At 70.6% G+C, this 13,945-nt stretch carries 17 protein-coding genes; all 17 read right to left on the bottom strand.

Annotation, left to right across the window (positions count from 1 at the left end):
- Positions 1–12: 12 nt before the first annotated feature.
- Positions 13–438: a hypothetical protein gene (locus DAERI_RS09880; RefSeq protein WP_103129256.1), complete on the bottom strand. Its 426-nt coding sequence runs from the start codon at positions 436–438 to the stop codon at positions 13–15.
- Complete coding sequence (locus DAERI_RS09885; RefSeq protein ID WP_133162003.1) at positions 435–2,051, bottom strand: hypothetical protein; 1,617 nt, start codon at positions 2,049–2,051, stop codon at positions 435–437. Before DAERI_RS09885 ends, DAERI_RS09880 begins: the two co-directional genes overlap by 4 nt.
- Complete coding sequence (locus DAERI_RS09890) at positions 1,972–6,444, bottom strand: phage tail tape measure protein (protein WP_103129258.1); 4,473 nt, start codon at positions 6,442–6,444, stop codon at positions 1,972–1,974. Before DAERI_RS09890 ends, DAERI_RS09885 begins: the two co-directional genes overlap by 80 nt.
- Positions 6,441–6,740 (bottom strand): hypothetical protein, encoded by a 300-nt coding sequence (locus tag DAERI_RS09895; RefSeq protein WP_103129259.1) that lies wholly within the window; start codon positions 6,738–6,740, stop codon positions 6,441–6,443. The genes DAERI_RS09890 and DAERI_RS09895 overlap by 4 nt, the downstream gene beginning before the upstream one ends.
- Positions 6,741–6,805: 65 nt before the next feature.
- Positions 6,806–7,252 (bottom strand): hypothetical protein, encoded by a 447-nt coding sequence (locus tag DAERI_RS09900; protein ID WP_103129260.1) that lies wholly within the window; start codon positions 7,250–7,252, stop codon positions 6,806–6,808.
- Positions 7,249–7,488 carry a hypothetical protein gene (locus DAERI_RS09905; RefSeq protein ID WP_103129261.1) on the bottom strand — a complete coding sequence of 80 codons (240 nt, stop codon included), beginning with the start codon at positions 7,486–7,488 and terminating at the stop codon, positions 7,249–7,251. Before DAERI_RS09905 ends, DAERI_RS09900 begins: the two co-directional genes overlap by 4 nt.
- Before the next feature lie 2 nt (positions 7,489–7,490).
- Positions 7,491–7,952 carry a hypothetical protein gene (locus DAERI_RS09910; RefSeq protein ID WP_103129262.1) on the bottom strand — a complete coding sequence of 154 codons (462 nt, stop codon included), beginning with the start codon at positions 7,950–7,952 and terminating at the stop codon, positions 7,491–7,493.
- A gap of 3 nt (positions 7,953–7,955) precedes the next feature.
- The gene (locus DAERI_RS09915) at positions 7,956–8,294 is read right to left on the bottom strand and encodes a DUF3168 domain-containing protein (RefSeq protein ID WP_103129263.1); all 339 of its coding nucleotides are present in this window, start codon (positions 8,292–8,294) and stop codon (positions 7,956–7,958) included.
- Position 8,295: 1 nt separating this feature from the next.
- Positions 8,296–8,625, bottom strand: a complete 330-nt coding sequence (locus tag DAERI_RS09920; protein ID WP_103129264.1) for an HK97 gp10 family phage protein — start codon at positions 8,623–8,625, stop codon at positions 8,296–8,298.
- Complete coding sequence (locus DAERI_RS09925) at positions 8,622–8,948, bottom strand: head-tail adaptor protein (RefSeq protein ID WP_165794145.1); 327 nt, start codon at positions 8,946–8,948, stop codon at positions 8,622–8,624. Before DAERI_RS09925 ends, DAERI_RS09920 begins: the two co-directional genes overlap by 4 nt.
- Positions 8,945–9,307: a hypothetical protein gene (locus tag DAERI_RS09930; RefSeq protein ID WP_103129265.1), complete on the bottom strand. Its 363-nt coding sequence runs from the start codon at positions 9,305–9,307 to the stop codon at positions 8,945–8,947. The genes DAERI_RS09925 and DAERI_RS09930 overlap by 4 nt, the downstream gene beginning before the upstream one ends.
- 3 nt (positions 9,308–9,310) lie before the next feature.
- Positions 9,311–9,700 carry a hypothetical protein gene (locus DAERI_RS09935; protein WP_103129266.1) on the bottom strand — a complete coding sequence of 130 codons (390 nt, stop codon included), beginning with the start codon at positions 9,698–9,700 and terminating at the stop codon, positions 9,311–9,313.
- A 13-nt stretch (positions 9,701–9,713) separates the two neighbouring features.
- Complete coding sequence (locus tag DAERI_RS09940) at positions 9,714–10,571, bottom strand: P22 coat protein - protein 5 domain protein (protein WP_103129267.1); 858 nt, start codon at positions 10,569–10,571, stop codon at positions 9,714–9,716.
- Entirely contained in the window at positions 10,571–11,152 is a 582-nt protein-coding gene (locus tag DAERI_RS09945) for a hypothetical protein (RefSeq protein ID WP_103129268.1), read from the bottom strand. Before DAERI_RS09945 ends, DAERI_RS09940 begins: the two co-directional genes overlap by 1 nt.
- 247 nt (positions 11,153–11,399) lie before the next feature.
- Positions 11,400–11,795 (bottom strand): hypothetical protein, encoded by a 396-nt coding sequence (locus tag DAERI_RS09950; protein ID WP_103129269.1) that lies wholly within the window; start codon positions 11,793–11,795, stop codon positions 11,400–11,402.
- A 43-nt stretch (positions 11,796–11,838) separates the two neighbouring features.
- Positions 11,839–12,609 carry a minor capsid protein gene (locus tag DAERI_RS09955; protein WP_103129270.1) on the bottom strand — a complete coding sequence of 257 codons (771 nt, stop codon included), beginning with the start codon at positions 12,607–12,609 and terminating at the stop codon, positions 11,839–11,841.
- Positions 12,606–13,940 carry a hypothetical protein gene (locus DAERI_RS09960; RefSeq protein WP_165794146.1) on the bottom strand — a complete coding sequence of 445 codons (1,335 nt, stop codon included), beginning with the start codon at positions 13,938–13,940 and terminating at the stop codon, positions 12,606–12,608. Before DAERI_RS09960 ends, DAERI_RS09955 begins: the two co-directional genes overlap by 4 nt.
- Positions 13,941–13,945: the final 5 nt, after the last annotated feature.

Here is a 13,945-nt window from a genome sequence, read left to right on the forward strand (position 1 = left end):
CTTCAGCCCTCCTTAGGCGAGCGGCACCGGGAGGCCGGTGGCGTCCTGGAATTCGTGCTGCCCGGAGTACAGCCGCAGCGTCAGCCGGTAGCCCCGCTCGGTGCCCTGGCGCGAGACGCACCGCACCCGCCAGACCGGCAGGGACAGGTCACCGAAGGTCACCCGCACCGTCTGCTCCACGTCCGCCAGGAATCGGCCCAGCTCGCGGGCCGCTCTCGTGCGGCTCCACCACACCCCGGGCGGGGGCTCGACTGAGCAGTCGATCTCGATGGGTCCCGGCAGCCGCTCCCCGCTGCCCGCCAACTCCGGCGTGCCGCCGTCCACGCTGGAGATCAGCCGCTCGGCGTACTCGACCCGCCGCTCGCGGGGCCGGGCCCGCTGCAATTCGCGCAGCACCGCGTTGCCGGGGCCGCGCAGGATGAAGCGGTCGCCCCTCACCGGCCCTGCACCGCGAACTTGATCGCGCGGGCCGTGTCGCTCTGCCCGTCGCTGCCCAGCCGCGCGAGCGTGACCCCACGGTTATCCCGGGTGTACTGGTACTCCCACAGTCCCGTCGCGCCGGTCACGTCGCCGTCCGGTGAACCCGTGACAGTCAGCGTGGGCGTGGGCGCGACGAGGCCGGGCAGGGTGACCTCCGCAGGTGTGGCGAAGGGGAGCTGAAGAAAGGACTGGGCTACCCGCAGCGAGGCCGCCTCGTCAACCACCAGGAACCGCACGGCGTACACCCGCAGCTCGGTGGCCGGGGCGGTCTGCACGGCGAGCGTCGCGCCCAGCAGCAGCCGGGCCCGCCAGGTGCCCGCCGTCCCCGCGTCCGGGGGCAGGATCAGCCGCAGCGTCCGGCGCTCGGCCGTTGCCTGGAGGGAGAGGATCGCCTCGGCGTCGCCCACTTCCAACCGCAGCGCGTAGGCGCCCGAGGGCAGATTCTCCACGCTGGGGAGCGTGTACTCCACCTCCACACCCACCGGGCGGCCCAGGGCGCTCTCCAGCTCGACAGCGCGTTGGGTCGTGCCCAGCGCGACGGCGGTGTAGGTCGTGGGGTCGTTGTCCAGCGCGGCGGTGCCGTCCACGTTCTCCGGCCGCGTGACCCACCGCTCAGGGGGCTGGGGCGCGATGAGCGCGACACCCTCGGGCGGCTCGACCGCCCTCTCGGCCCGGTACAGGTCGTGCTGCGCATGCTGGGCAACAACGGTCACGGTGGCTGGGACGCCGGACGGGCCGAACCGAACCGCACCGCCCTCCAGCCCCGCTGGGGCCGTCACGACCCGCAGAACGGCCCGCGTGACCGTCTCGCGCCCCTGTACCCGCAGGCGCCCCCAGCCCTTCCCGGCGTAGGCGACAGTCAGGGCGGCGGGCTGAGGGCGCCCGAAGAAGACGCGGCCCTGCACGTCCACATCCCACTGGACGCCCGCCGCCTTGGCGAGCGTGTTGAGCGCCGTGGCGAGGTCCGAGGTCGGCGCGTAGTAGGTCGAGAGGGACGGCCCGGCATCCGTGCCTGAGCCGTTCCCGATCAGTGCCGGATCGTAGGTCACGCCGGGCGGGCACAGGCGGCCCAGGAGGTCCCGAACGATGGCAAACACGCCCTGATCGCGGTACGCCTTCCCGTCCATCAAGGCCCGGCGCAGGACCTCGCGTCCGCCCAGCACGAGCTGCTCCTCCACGTCCTGCTGCTTCTGGTGCGAAGGGTCGGGGACCTGGCCGTAGAACGCGGACTCACCATTCACCGTGAACTTCACGATGCCCAGGGGCGGCAGGCGCAGCCGCGCCCCCAGGGCCGCAACGCGGAGCTGCACCGTCCCGCCATAGGGCGTGAGCTGCCATTCAAAGCCGTCGTCGATGCCGCGCACGGCGTCGGTGTTGCGGGTGACAGTAGGGGCGCCGCTCTTGTTGGCGGGCCACACGGATAGCTCCCAGGCCAAGGGCGGCCCTCCCTTCGTGGTGCGGTAGACGATGTCGCCCGGTGCTGGAGCCGGGTTACAGGCGACCAGTGCCCAGGTCCCAGCCGAGGCTGCGACCAGCGCCAGGGCTGCCCTGCGGAGCGTCGATCTGAACATGAATGCCCTCCGTGACGAGGCGCGTGATGTACGCCCCCATGCGGTCGATGTGGTTGCCCATCTGCGCGACCCACTCGGGCGCGGCGATCACGGTCACCTGCGAAGTGGGGATCGTCACGCTGCTGTTGTCGGGGCCACCCGCACTGCCCGGCGTGCCGCTGCTGAAGGAGGCCGCCGCCGAGCTGGCCCTGCTCGCTTCGCTCGCCTGCTGGGACAGCCGGGCCTGGAGCCCCGCCGCGATGCCCGCGATGGCCGCCGCGACCGCGAGGGTGGCCGCCGCCTTGCCCCAACCGATCACCGGCACGGTGCTCTCGACGAGCGCCTGGGCGATCATCTGCGCGGCGTAGGCGGCGACCGCAATCGCCACTTGCTTGACGATGCCGAGGGCCATGATCGCCATGCTCTTGACCACGCCGCTCGCGGTGACCTCGGCGCCGCTGACGAGTTCCTCGAAGGTTTTGCTGATGAGGTCCACGACGCCCTGGAGCGCGGACTTGAAGAAGTCGAGCTTCTTCAGCCCGGTCTCCATCCCCATCACGTTGAGGGTGACGTTGACCTGGCGGTCCTTGATCTCGGCCAGCACGGAGTTGAACTGGGCGACGTTTTCGGAAGCGCGGGCCGCCTCCAGCGCGGCCTGCAACTCGCTGTCGCTGAGCTGCTTGAGCCCGGCGACCCACTCGCCCTGGGCGAGGCGGTCGAGGTTGTCGGCCCACGCCTTGTGGGTGTCGGCCGTCGCCCTCGCCCGGCGGGCGCTCTCGTCCAGTACGGCGTTGTAGAGGTCCTGCTGCCCGCTGGCGAGCGTCGTCACCCGCGCCCGCTCCAGCTCCTCGCCGGTTGCCCCCCTCAGGCTCTCGCGGTAGGCGTCGAGCGCCTGTTTCGCCCGGACGCTCGCCTGCCAGTCCAGTTGCTCCTGGGTCAGCGGGGCCTGACTGCCCCGAGCGAGGGAGGGGGTCATCGGGGCCGCGGGGGTGGGCCGTGCCTCCGACGGCGTGACGACCTCCGGCGCCGCCCGGGTGGGGCGGGCGTCTGAGGGGTCGCCCAGGGGCTCGGAGACGTGCGCGTTGAATTTCGCCGTCTGGATGAGGTTGTCGAGGTTGGCCTTGACGTAGGCCGCCGCCTCGCCCGCCAGCCCCCCCTTCTGGATGAGTTCGTCGAGCCAGTCGACGAACCCGCTCTTCGTGGGGTCGCGCCCCTGGGCGATCAGCTCGGCGATCTGCCCGGTGAGGGAATCCACCGTGATCGCCGCATCGTCGGCTGCCTCCTGATCGGCGCGGTAAATCTCGGCGATGGCCTGGGTACGGGCGCGGCTGGTGTCCTGATCGCTGGCGAGGATGCGGGCGTTCAGCTCCTCGGTGCGCCGGGCGATCTCCGCCGTCACCGCGGTCATCACCTCGACATCGCGCCGCGCGTGGGCCTCGTCGTAGAGCCGCAGCAGTCCCGCATCCGATTGCGTCGAGAGCGTGTCCAGGATGAACTGTTTCGTCTCGCCGTAGGCCCGCTGGTCGGCCTGGGCGGTCGCCTCTGCGTCGGCCCGCTCCGCCGCCCCCACCTCGCGGCGGTGGGCCAGGGCCTCCGACCACACGCGCTCGATGATGCCCGCCGTCTCCGAGCTGAACCCCTTCACCTGGGCCAGGGCGCCCTCCACGTCGTCGCGGACCTGCGCGATGGTCCGCCCCGTCACCCCCGCCAGGCTGCGAATCAGCCCCTCGTCCCCGGCGCCGTAGGAGAGGCGGTAGGCGCTGTCGGTGGCCCCCTGGGTGTTCTGGTAGCGGGCATTCGACAGCCGGATTTCCTGATCGACCAGGTCGCTCACCGACTGGGCCGCCTCGTCGGCCCGGCGCCGCTGCTCGGCGACGAGATCGTTCCAGTGCCCCACGTTGCCCGCCGCCTCGGCCGCCGCGATCCCCTGGGCAATCTGGGCATCGGTCAGCCCGGCGAGGCTCTGGCGCCATGCCTCCTCGGCCTTCGTGTCGGCGATGGATTGACGGTTTTGCGCGAGCTGGCCGGCCTCGCGCCGCGCGGCCTCGGTGGCGCGGTCACTCGCCGCCGTCGCCGCGTCGGTGCGCCGGGCCTGCTCGCTCTTGATCGCGTTGTAGTGGTCGATGTCCCCCGCCGCCCGGGCCGTCGCCAGCGCGTGGGCGAGCTGCTCGGGGGTCGCCGAACGCAACCCCTGCAGGTAGCGCTCCATCGCCTCGCCTTGGGCAATCTGGGCGCGGTTGTCAGCGAGTTCCTGCCGCAGCCGCTGGGCCGCCTCGGTCGCCCGCTGGGTCGCCGCCGCTGCCGCGTCCTGCCTGCGGGTCAGCTCGGCGGTGACCGCGTTATAGCGGTCGGCGTCCCCGGCACTCCGGGCCTGCGCCTGGGCGTGCTGGAGCTGGGCCTGGGTCGCGGAGCGCAGCCCCTTCACCCAGGCGTCCCAGGAGATGCTCTTCTCCAGCGCCTGCTGGGCCTTCTCGGTCTCCGAAAGGACGGTCGCGGTGAGTCCCGCGACGGCCGACTGCACCCTGGGGGTCGTCTTCTCGATCCCGTTGGCGAAGCCGGTGACGGCGTGCTCGCCCAGGATGTAGGTCTCCTTCGAGGGCGACTGGATGCGGAGCCGCGCCTTGATCCCGTCGATCACGTTACCCGCCAGGTTGCGGGCCGCCTGCACGACCTGGCCCGCCCCCTGCTCGATGCCCCGCAGCAGCCCGGCGACGACCTGTTTCGCGGCGTCGTACATCTGAGGCGCGACGGCGCGGATGATGTTCAGCACACCCGCGCCCAGGTTGCGGAACACCGCGACGGCGCCCTTGACCCCCGCCTCGAACGCCCCTTCGAGCGCCCGCACCGCGCCGGGAAGATCACCCCGCAGCAGGGCCACGACCGCGTTGATGACTCCCGTTACGATGCCGATGGCCCCGCGCACGGCCGCCGCGACTGCCCCGAACACGCTGGAGACGACGGGCAGGATGTCCCGCAGGGCCGGTTGCAACACCGTCTTCCAGAGCTGGGCGACCAGGTTGAATGCGGCGGAGAACAGCGGCCCGAGCGACTGCACAACGGGCTTGAGGTCCCCCAGCGCCTTCATCACGTAGGGCAGCACCTGGGCGGCCACCGAGCGCAGGACGCCGAACACCGTCTGGAACACGGGCGCCACGCTGCCCACGGCCTCCCGCCCCTGCCGGAACCCGTCGAGCAGGAAGCGCACCACGGTCGAGGCGACGGGCCCCACCTGCGAGAGCGCCTCTTTGATGGCGGGCATCGCGTCGTTTGCCAGATCGAGGAGTTCCTTGCCGACCGGCTCCAGTTGCAGGAGCACTTGGCGCCACACCCCCTGGAACACCGAGCCCAGGGTGTTGTACCGCTCGTTCACCTGGGCAGTCGCGCCCTCCAGGTCCTTCATGCCGCGCTTCGCCGGGTCGATGGCGAGCACGGCCTTCTGGCCCAGGTCCTCGAACTGGGTGCCCAGCAGCGCCACACCCGCTTGCATGACGGTGTTCTGGTCCTTCGTCGCCTTCAGCTTCCCGATGACCAGGTTGAAAGCGTCGGCCACGCTGACCTGCCCGGTCGCCATTTTTTTGGCGAGGGCGTCCGAGTCGATGCCGAGCTGCTTCAGCCCGTCCGACGTGGTCTTGCTGCCGTCCTGGATGCGAACCCGGAATTCCTTGACCAGGTCGGCCACCTTGTCGGTGCCCAGCACACCGCCCTTCAGGCCCGTCTCGAAGACCGAGTACATCTCCTGGGCGCTGAACCCGGCTTCCTTGAACTGGGGGGCGTACTCGCGGATGGAATCCAGGAAGTCGTCCGACCCGTTCAGGCCGTTCTGGAAGCCGCGGGAGATGAAGTCCAGTGCCTCCTGGGCCGAGAGGCCCATGTCGCCCATCAGGCTCTTGACCGTGTTGGCGACCTCGGGCAGCTCGCTCCCGAAGGTGTCGCTGATGGAGTAGGCGCCCTCGGTCACCCGCTGGAGGTCATCGTCCGAGAGGCCCTTGAGCTGCTGGCGCACGGCGAGCACGCCGTTTTGGGCGTCGGCGAGGCTGTCGCCCCAGTTGTTGGCGAACACCCGCTTGGCGACCTCGCCGAGCTTCTCGGCCTCGGTGGCGGTCACGCCGAGCTGGGCCTGGAACTCGCGCTGACCCTGCGCGGCCTGCGAGGCGATGTCCACGGCGGCACCCATCCCGGCCACGACCGCGCCCGCCACGGCGGTCCCCGCGGCGAGGGCCATCCCGGAGAGGGCGCCCAGGGCGTTGCCCATCGCCCCCTTCAGCGCGGAGCCACCCTTCTCCCCGGCCCGGGTGCCGCCCTGCTCGATCTCGGTCTCCAGCTCGCGCATGGACTGCTCGCCGTTGTGGCGCACCGTCACGTCCACATAGGCGGTGTCCACCGCCCCGCCCGCCCCGCCGCCGCTCAACGTCATTGGTCACCTCTCTTCGGCAGGCGGGCCGCGCGCTTGATCTCTCTGGTCAACGCGAAGTCCTGCACCCAGCGCGGCAGGCGCCGGGCCTTGAAGGCGGCGAGGTACTCCCGGGCGGCGTCCATCGGAATGGTCGGCCGATATTCCACGAGGTCGTACTCCTCCACGTAGATCGGCCACGCCTCGTCAACCAGCTCGGCGTGCTCCCCCCGGTTCCCCATGACCAGGTTCCGCCAGCCCCGCGGGCCAAGCTCGGCAAAGTTGCGCTTGAGCAGGGGCAGATCGGCGAGAAAGCGCATGTACCCCAACTCCGCCAGCAGCGCCGCGAGCTTGGCCTTGCTCAGCAGCTCGACCTCCCACGGCTTTATTCCGTAGTAGCGGGCGAGGAGGGCGAGGGTTCGCCGCTCCCCAACTGTCCCAGGAGGCGATCCGTCATCTCCGCCGTCATGCGGGCCACCGCGCCCGCCGTCGCTTTTGGGTCCGGCACCAGCCCCCCGTTCCCGTAGGCGCCCAGGAACTGCGCCCGCTGGGTGGGCCGCATATCGCGGATCATCTCGGCCAGAGCCCGCTCGTCTGTGCCGGGGGCGGCGGTGCGCCGCATGACGGTGAGCAGCAGGTCGTTCTCGCTCAGGCTCTGGCTCTCCCGCGTGAAGCGTTCACGCTGGCGCTCGCTCAGCTCCTGCATGTAGAACACGAGGTCGGCGGGTGGGTTCTCCAGTCCCGCCTTCCGCAGCTCCTCGCGGGCCTCCTCGGTCAGCGTCAGCCGGACGGGGCGGGCCGCCGCCCCGATGATGTCGATGTGCTGGGTCATGCGGGCTCCAGGAATTCGTTCTCGCCGTACCCGTCCTCATCAAGGTCCCGGAAATCGGGGGGCAGGGCGAGGAAATAGGAAGTCTGCGTTTGTGGGTCGATCCAAAGGAGGGGTGCGCCGAGCCCGTCCCGCGCGAACAGGAGCCCTGCGCGCACGCGCCCGTCCGGCAGGACGCGGCAGCCATACGCGCAGGCGACGGGCTCCCCACCGCGCTGCTCGCGGGTAAGGAGTTCCATGCTCAGGGGGTGTCGGCGGTCTCGATGATGGCCCCCTGGCCCAGAAGGTTGCAGGAGAACGGAATCTCGCCATCGTTGGGGACAGGCTCCGTGGGGTCCTGGATGATGGCCCTCCCGCCCTTCCACTTCGTCGCGCCGGGCTTGAGGCGCTCGATCCAGATGGGCTGGCGGGCGGCCCAGGCGTTCCACAGAGCGACGAGCTGCGCCGCCTGGGCCGTGTCCTCCAACTCGTGCGCGCTCAGGCTCATCGTCCACCCGAGCTGCTTGACGCTATCTCCGTCCCGCCATGGGTCAGTTGCGCTCTCGTAGTCGGTGTCGGGAGCGTCGTCCATCTCCTGAGTGCCCTTGATCTCGCTCGTCTGCACGCCGGTGATGAGGGCCAGCGAGGACGGGCGGGCGGTGCTCCCAGCCGCCAGAACAGCCCAACGAATCTTCGTGCCCTTGCCTTTGCGGGGTCTTGCCATGTCTTACCTCGTGTAGTCAGTGAGAACACCGCGCTGGGCGTCTCCCGGGTCGAAGGGGGCGGGGCGGTCGGATTGCCGGAGGAAGCCCGCCGCGTCGAGCAAGGCGTGGGCCTCCTCGGCGAGGGCGAGGGCGCCGTCGTAGGCTTCGGCGTAGGCGCCCACCTGCACGACGACCTGGTCGCTGTCGGCCTCGTAGGTGCCGATGGGCGTGCTGACGATGTGGTCCAGGACCACGAGCCGCGCCGCCTCGGGTGGCGCCTTCTTGCCGCGCAGCACGACGGTCGCCCCCTCCAGCCCCTTCAGCGCCTCCAGCGCCGCCTTGAGTTGATCTCTCGTTTTCACGTCATCTCCTCAGCCGGGCGACGGCGGGCCGGAAGAAGGGGCGCGGGGCGATTCGCCGCGTCCCGAACTCCAGGTAGATCGCGTACTCGACATTCGTGCCCACCCGCCAGTGCCCGCGCTTGATCTGGAGAGCGGTCATGCTCTGCCGCAGGCGGCCGGTGTCTACGGCGGGCGGGTCGCCGGGGGCGCTGGCGACGTGGCGGCCATACGTCCGGCCGCTGCCCGGACGCGACAGCTCCTCGACCACCTCGTTGCGGAGCCGCTGGGCCGCCTGGGCGACGGCCTGCTCGGCGACCTGGAGCACCAGGCGGCGGGTGTTCGGCAGGTTCATCCGCCCACCCCCTCCGCGATCACGCGGGTGTAGCTCCGGTACAGCGCGACGGTGACGGCGACCCAGTCCCGGCCCCGGAAGCGCAGGCGATCCCCCGGGGTGAGGGCCACGCCACCGGGGAGCCGCACCCGCCAGCGGGCCACGTGGGTGGTGAGCCCGGCCTTGACGGCCTGCTCCGCGGTCAGGGGGGTGACCAGGGCCTCGCAGGCGGGTCCGGCCACGTAGGTGACCGTGCTTTCCCCCAGTTCCCCAGCGGGACCCTCCACCCGCTGGAGCAGCGTCACCTCCTCAGGGAGCACCCGGCCAAGCTGGGGCCGGGTCACCAGCTCCCCCAGTCGATCCGGCTGTCCCACGCCTCCTGCCCCGCCCCGTTTTCCGGGGGAAGGCGGTGCGCCACCCACTCCACGTCCAGCTCGCGCAGTCGGGCGGCGAGGTCCGCCGTGTCGCCATACTGCTCGGACACGTCGCCCTCGCTGCGGGCCTTGACCTGGGGCCGCAGCAGGTAGGCGAGCGCCGTGCGGTAGGGCCGGTAGTGGAGCTGGGGCGGGTCACCCCGGGTGACCCCGTCCTCGGCGAGCTGATCAGTCCACTGCTCCAGCGTCCAGTCGCCGGGGTCGCCGATCTGGCGCTGGGCCAGGGCGAGGCAGGCCGCCGCGTCGGTGGGGGACGTGGGGCCAGTCATGGGCTACCCCGCCGCCGCGTCGTCGGTCGTCTGGACGTGCGTGCGGCTGGCCCGCGCTTCCGCCAGCTTCTGGGCCAGCGTCTCGGGCCGCCAGTTGGGCAGGTGCCGGACGCCGAGCTGATCGAGTTCGGCCCGCAGGACCTTTGCCCGATCTTCCAGGCGGGCGTTCAGCGCCTCCTCGTCGTCCTCGGCGGTCCACTCCGCCCCCGCCGCCGTCACCCGCTCGCGCAGGGCGACGAGCTTGGAGCTGGGCGACTCGTCGGACTTCTCGCCGGGCCCGTCCACCGCCTCCAGGTCCCGGTTCTTCAGGGCCTCGCGGTACTGATGGCCCTCGGCCTCGAAGACCTGGCCGCTGCGGCGGTGCCGGAACCATCCGCTGTTCCTGTCCGTCATCGGTCAGCCCCCCTTACTTGCTGAGCTTGCCCTTGTTGAAGGTCCCGAGGGCCATCGCCTTGGGCCGGGTGAGCTTCGCGCCGTACACGTGCAGGCCGCGCACGATGTTGCCGAAGGCGGTCTGTGCCCGCAGCGTCTCGGTCTTCACGATGGCGTCCGCGAAGGTGATCTCCGGGATGCCGATCATCACCTTGAACTTCGCCCCGCCGACGTTGGCGACGTTGTTGGACTGGTAGACGGCCACGCCGTCCACCTGGCCCGCGAAGCCGTTCTCGGTGATGTTGTCGCCCAGGCTGGTCGCCCGCGCCCCGAACTGCGCCTTGAGGCCGCGGATAAACCAGGGCGGCAGCACGACCCGGCGGTTCACCGTGGGCACGTTCGCCTCGTCGAGCTTCTGGGTCAGCTCCAGAAAGGCGTCGTAGGGGGTGACCTGCCCGGCGTCGAAGCCGATCACGATGGGCGTGGCGTCGCTGCCGTAGGTGTTCGCCGCGTCGATGGCGCTGTGGAAGCCCGCGACGTACTGGTCCCGCACGTCGCTGATCGCCTGAGCCGCGTTCTTGCTGCCCTCGTCGATGAGTTGCAGCACGCTGCGGCGGGCGTCCACGTCGTCCACGATGAAGTTGAAGTATTTCTGCTGGTCAATCGTCAGGGTGATCGCGCTGTCGGACAGCGTCTCGGGGGCGCTCACGCTGCCCGCGTAATCCTGCACGCTCACGGCGCCGACCTGGAGGATGCGAACCGTGCTCCCCGCGTCCTTGATCTCGCCCTCGTAGTTGCGGTTGGTGAAGGCGGCGCCGAACACGAAGGTTTTCGTCAGGTAGCCCAGGATGCGGGCGCTCCAGATGGTGGGGTCGGAAACGGTGATCGCCATTAGCTAGCAGCTCCCTTCAGTTCGGCGTCGAACGCGGCGTTGATCGCGGTCGCGTCCTTGCTCTCGACCGCGCGGTCGAGGTTGGTGGGGGCCGAGGTTTGCAGGCCGCCGCCGCCGTTCGGCGCGGTGGCCGTGCTCACGCCCTCGGGGGCGAGGAAGGCGTAGCGCCCGATGATCTTTTCCACATCGGGGTTGCCGTCCTTGTCCTTCAGGTCATCGGTCAGCAGCCGCAGGGCCGCCTCCGGGTCGCGCACCTTGCCCGCCAGGGCGGCAAGCTGGGTGCTCCGGGCCGCCTCACCCTTGAGGCTTTCGTTCTCGCCCTTCAGGGTGCCGTTCTCGGCCTCCAGGGCGGCGATGCGCTGCTCCATCTCCTGCTGCTTCGTGCTGTCCACTTGTCCCTCCAGGTCCTGCACGCGCTGTTGCAGGGTCGTGTTCTTCGCCTCGCTGGCCTCCAGCAGGCCGGTCAACCGCGCGATCTCCCGGGCCGCCGACCGATCGACGAAGGCCGGGGCGTTTGGGCTCGGGGTCTCCGTCGTCGCGGGGGCGTCGGCGGGCTTGGGGTTGGGTTCGGGTGCCGTCATGGGGACCTCCGGGGCCAGAAGTCACTCAGAGGCCCGTGAAGGCCCCTCGGAGTGCGGGAAGGGTGTGGGATACCACCCGGGAATGCGCTGCCTTGAATTAAGGGAAATCTGAGGCGGGAACCGGGCCCACCAGACGGCGCACCCCCGCCTCGGGTGGGCGGGGGTGCGCGGCGGGTGCTTCTCGCTCAGGTCGGGATGCTGACAGGCTAGCGTGGGGGACGGACGCGGCGCCTACAGGGCTGTAGGGCTACCGGAGCTTGAGCAGCGCCTCTTTGTACCTCAGCGCCTGCGCCTCAGGCAGGTCCCCGTTGATCTGGACCACGATGTTCTTGTGGACGAACACCCACGAGTAGAACAGGGCGCTCTGCTTGCCAAGGTCAATGTACGTGTTTGCCAGCCGCCGACGCTCCGCCGCGTTGGGCACGTCGAAGATCCGCCCCCCGTTGTCCGCGCCCAGCGAGGGAATCAGGAAGCGCACGCCCTTCCCAACGTAGGGCGCGACCCCGTAATCCTGCGGTCCCATCCGCTTCGGCGTCTTCACCTCCAGCTTCGCGGCGGCAAACGCCTTGACCACCTGATCGGTCGTGATCGCCGCGCCGGACGTGAACAGGGCCAGCAGGCCCACCATCAGGAGGTTTCGCATGATGGGCCAGCGTATCTACCCACCTGTGACCGCCCCGTGAGGGTCAGGCTGTGGTCTGCCCGGGCGGGAGCGCCAAGGCCACGCACCGGCAGTTGATGGGCTCCCCCGGGTGGCCGTCCGCAGGCGGCTTGTTCCAGGCGAACACCTTCCCGTTCCGCGCCTTGTGCTCGGGCCTCACTCGGTCGTCCGAGGCGCTGCGCCAGATGTAGTGGGTGCAGCCCGCCTCCTTCTGACTCTCGCGCATGGCGAAGCCCGCGGCGTTGCCCACCTCGTTCCGGGCGATCAGCGTGGCCCGCGAGCGGCTGACGCTGGCGCGGTCCCGGATACGCCGGGTAATCTGGTCGATCCCCTGCCCGCGTTCCAGCCCGTCGCGGATCGCCGCCTGCACCTCCTTCCGCAGTTGAGGCGGCTCGCCCCCCCAGAACTCCCGCATCCGTGCCTCGGCGTGCTGCATGTACCGGAGTTGCAGCGTGGCCGGGACCGTGAAGGCGTCCGTGACGACCTGCGAGGCCGCGAACATCTCGGCCGTGCCGGTGATCCCGCTCTGCACCGCACCGCGCACCGCCTGCGCCAGGTCGTCCGGGGCCTCCCCGAGAATCCCGGCGGCCACGTCCCACGCCTCCATCAGCCGGTCCATGTACCGCGCACGGGCGAGCGGGCTGTCCTCCTCGGTGGCCGCCCGCAGCAGGGCGATCAGCCCCGCGAGGTCGAGGCTGCCGTACAGCCGCACGACCGCCCGGATGGCCTGCGCCTCCAGCACGTTCCCACGTTTCTCCAGGTCCCGCAGGATGCGCTCGATCACCCGGTCGCTCATGCGCCCTCAACCCGGGGCGGGGCCAGGGCGTCCTCCTCCGCGAGTGCCGCGTCGATGTGCGCCTGGGTAATCTGCGAGACGCCCAGCGACTGGAGCCCGGAGAGCCAGGCGGAGCGGGGCAGCCCGGCCTTGAACTCCTCCAGCAGCATCTTGCGTTCGTTCATCACGTCCCGGGTAAAGCGCGGTTCCAGCGTCACCCGGTAGCCGGGCCGCAGCTCCGCCGGTTTCATCGCCGCCCCCAGCTCGTGCGTCTCGGTCAGGGCGTCCCCGATGCTCGCCGCGATGCTCTCGACGGACTCGGTGTACGCCTCGCGCTTCTCCTGGAGGGCGTCCCCGGAGAGGTCGCCCCCGGTGTCGGGCATGTTCATGGCGTCGCGCACGTCGGCCCGCGCCGCGGCCTCCTGGTCCCGGTACTCGGAGAGGACCACCGGGTCGAGGCGCTCGTAGCTGCCGCCGCCGTCGAGCAGCCGCACCACGTTCACCCCCACCTTCTTGAGTTCCTTGAGGAGCGGGTGGTTCGGGTTGTCCTTTGCCAGTTGGAAGAGCTGGTCACTCTTGACCAGGCGTTCCTCGAAGCCGCCGCGCGTGGCGATGAAGGCGAGCAGCACGGCGAACTTCAGGAACCGGCGGAAGGCGGGCACCGCCGTCTGCGCGATCCCCTCGGGGAGCCGGTCCGAGTCGCGGCCCACGATGCGGAAGGCGACGGGCAGCCGGTCCTTCACGGCCTGCGGGTAGGACTCCGGCGTCTTCGCCGCGTACTTGCCCCACTCCTCCAGGCCGGAATACACCTCCAGCAGCCCCGGCGAGTAGCGCCGCACCTCGTACAGGACCTTGTCACCCACCTTGCCCGACGTGATCTGGAGCAGGCCCAGGACCTCGCTCACGTCGCCGGGCTCGTAGATCGGCCACAGGAAGCCCGCCAGGGTCGTCACCCGGAAGCGTCCGTCCGCCGTGACGTGGGGGAAGTAGGCGAACTTCCCGCTCACGAGGGCGTCGGTCGTCGCGTCCTGCACCAGGTCGCGCCCGCGCGAGTTCAGGAACGCACCCGGCGAGACCGCCTCATCCGGCTCGCTGCCCTCGCCCTCCCACTCCCAGTTCAGCTCCCCGCGGGTGAGCGCCCGGACGTACCGGGTCACGCCCTGCTGCAGGAAGTTGGGCACGTCCTTGTTCGCCTTCAACAGGTTGGTGTCCACGCCGGGGAAGAGCTGGGCGATCATCGCCTCGATGCCTCCACCCCCGATGGCCTGCCGGGCGTCGGACTCGGCCTGCCAGATGCTGGCGATCTGGCCCATCTGGTCCTGCACGAGGGCCGTCAGGTTCGGTGCGTCCATGCAGC

The organism is Deinococcus aerius (genome assembly GCF_002897375.1).
GTDB lineage: Bacteria > Deinococcota > Deinococci > Deinococcales > Deinococcaceae > Deinococcus > Deinococcus aerius.

What these genes read in the sequence shown, in the direction of transcription:
- DAERI_RS09885 (WP_133162003.1), bottom strand. Translation starts at nt 2,051, where the DNA reads ATGTTCAGATCGACGCTCCGCAGGGCAGCCCTGGCGCTGGTCGCAGCC.
- DAERI_RS09890 (WP_103129258.1), bottom strand. Translation starts at nt 6,444, where the DNA reads ATGACGTTGAGCGGCGGCGGGGCGGGCGGGGCGGTGGACACCGCCTAT.
- DAERI_RS09895 (WP_103129259.1), bottom strand. Translation starts at nt 6,740, where the DNA reads ATGCGCTTTCTCGCCGATCTGCCCCTGCTCAAGCGCAACTTTGCCGAG.
- DAERI_RS09900 (WP_103129260.1), bottom strand. Translation starts at nt 7,252, where the DNA reads ATGACCCAGCACATCGACATCATCGGGGCGGCGGCCCGCCCCGTCCGG.
- DAERI_RS09905 (WP_103129261.1), bottom strand. Translation starts at nt 7,488, where the DNA reads ATGGAACTCCTTACCCGCGAGCAGCGCGGTGGGGAGCCCGTCGCCTGC.
- DAERI_RS09910 (WP_103129262.1), bottom strand. Translation starts at nt 7,952, where the DNA reads ATGGCAAGACCCCGCAAAGGCAAGGGCACGAAGATTCGTTGGGCTGTT.
- DAERI_RS09920 (WP_103129264.1), bottom strand. Translation starts at nt 8,625, where the DNA reads ATGAACCTGCCGAACACCCGCCGCCTGGTGCTCCAGGTCGCCGAGCAG.
- DAERI_RS09930 (WP_103129265.1), bottom strand. Translation starts at nt 9,307, where the DNA reads ATGACTGGCCCCACGTCCCCCACCGACGCGGCGGCCTGCCTCGCCCTG.
- DAERI_RS09935 (WP_103129266.1), bottom strand. Translation starts at nt 9,700, where the DNA reads ATGACGGACAGGAACAGCGGATGGTTCCGGCACCGCCGCAGCGGCCAG.
- DAERI_RS09940 (WP_103129267.1), bottom strand. Translation starts at nt 10,571, where the DNA reads ATGGCGATCACCGTTTCCGACCCCACCATCTGGAGCGCCCGCATCCTG.
- DAERI_RS09945 (WP_103129268.1), bottom strand. Translation starts at nt 11,152, where the DNA reads ATGACGGCACCCGAACCCAACCCCAAGCCCGCCGACGCCCCCGCGACG.
- DAERI_RS09950 (WP_103129269.1), bottom strand. Translation starts at nt 11,795, where the DNA reads ATGCGAAACCTCCTGATGGTGGGCCTGCTGGCCCTGTTCACGTCCGGC.
- DAERI_RS09955 (WP_103129270.1), bottom strand. Translation starts at nt 12,609, where the DNA reads ATGAGCGACCGGGTGATCGAGCGCATCCTGCGGGACCTGGAGAAACGT.
- DAERI_RS09960 (WP_165794146.1), bottom strand. Translation starts at nt 13,940, where the DNA reads ATGGACGCACCGAACCTGACGGCCCTCGTGCAGGACCAGATGGGCCAG.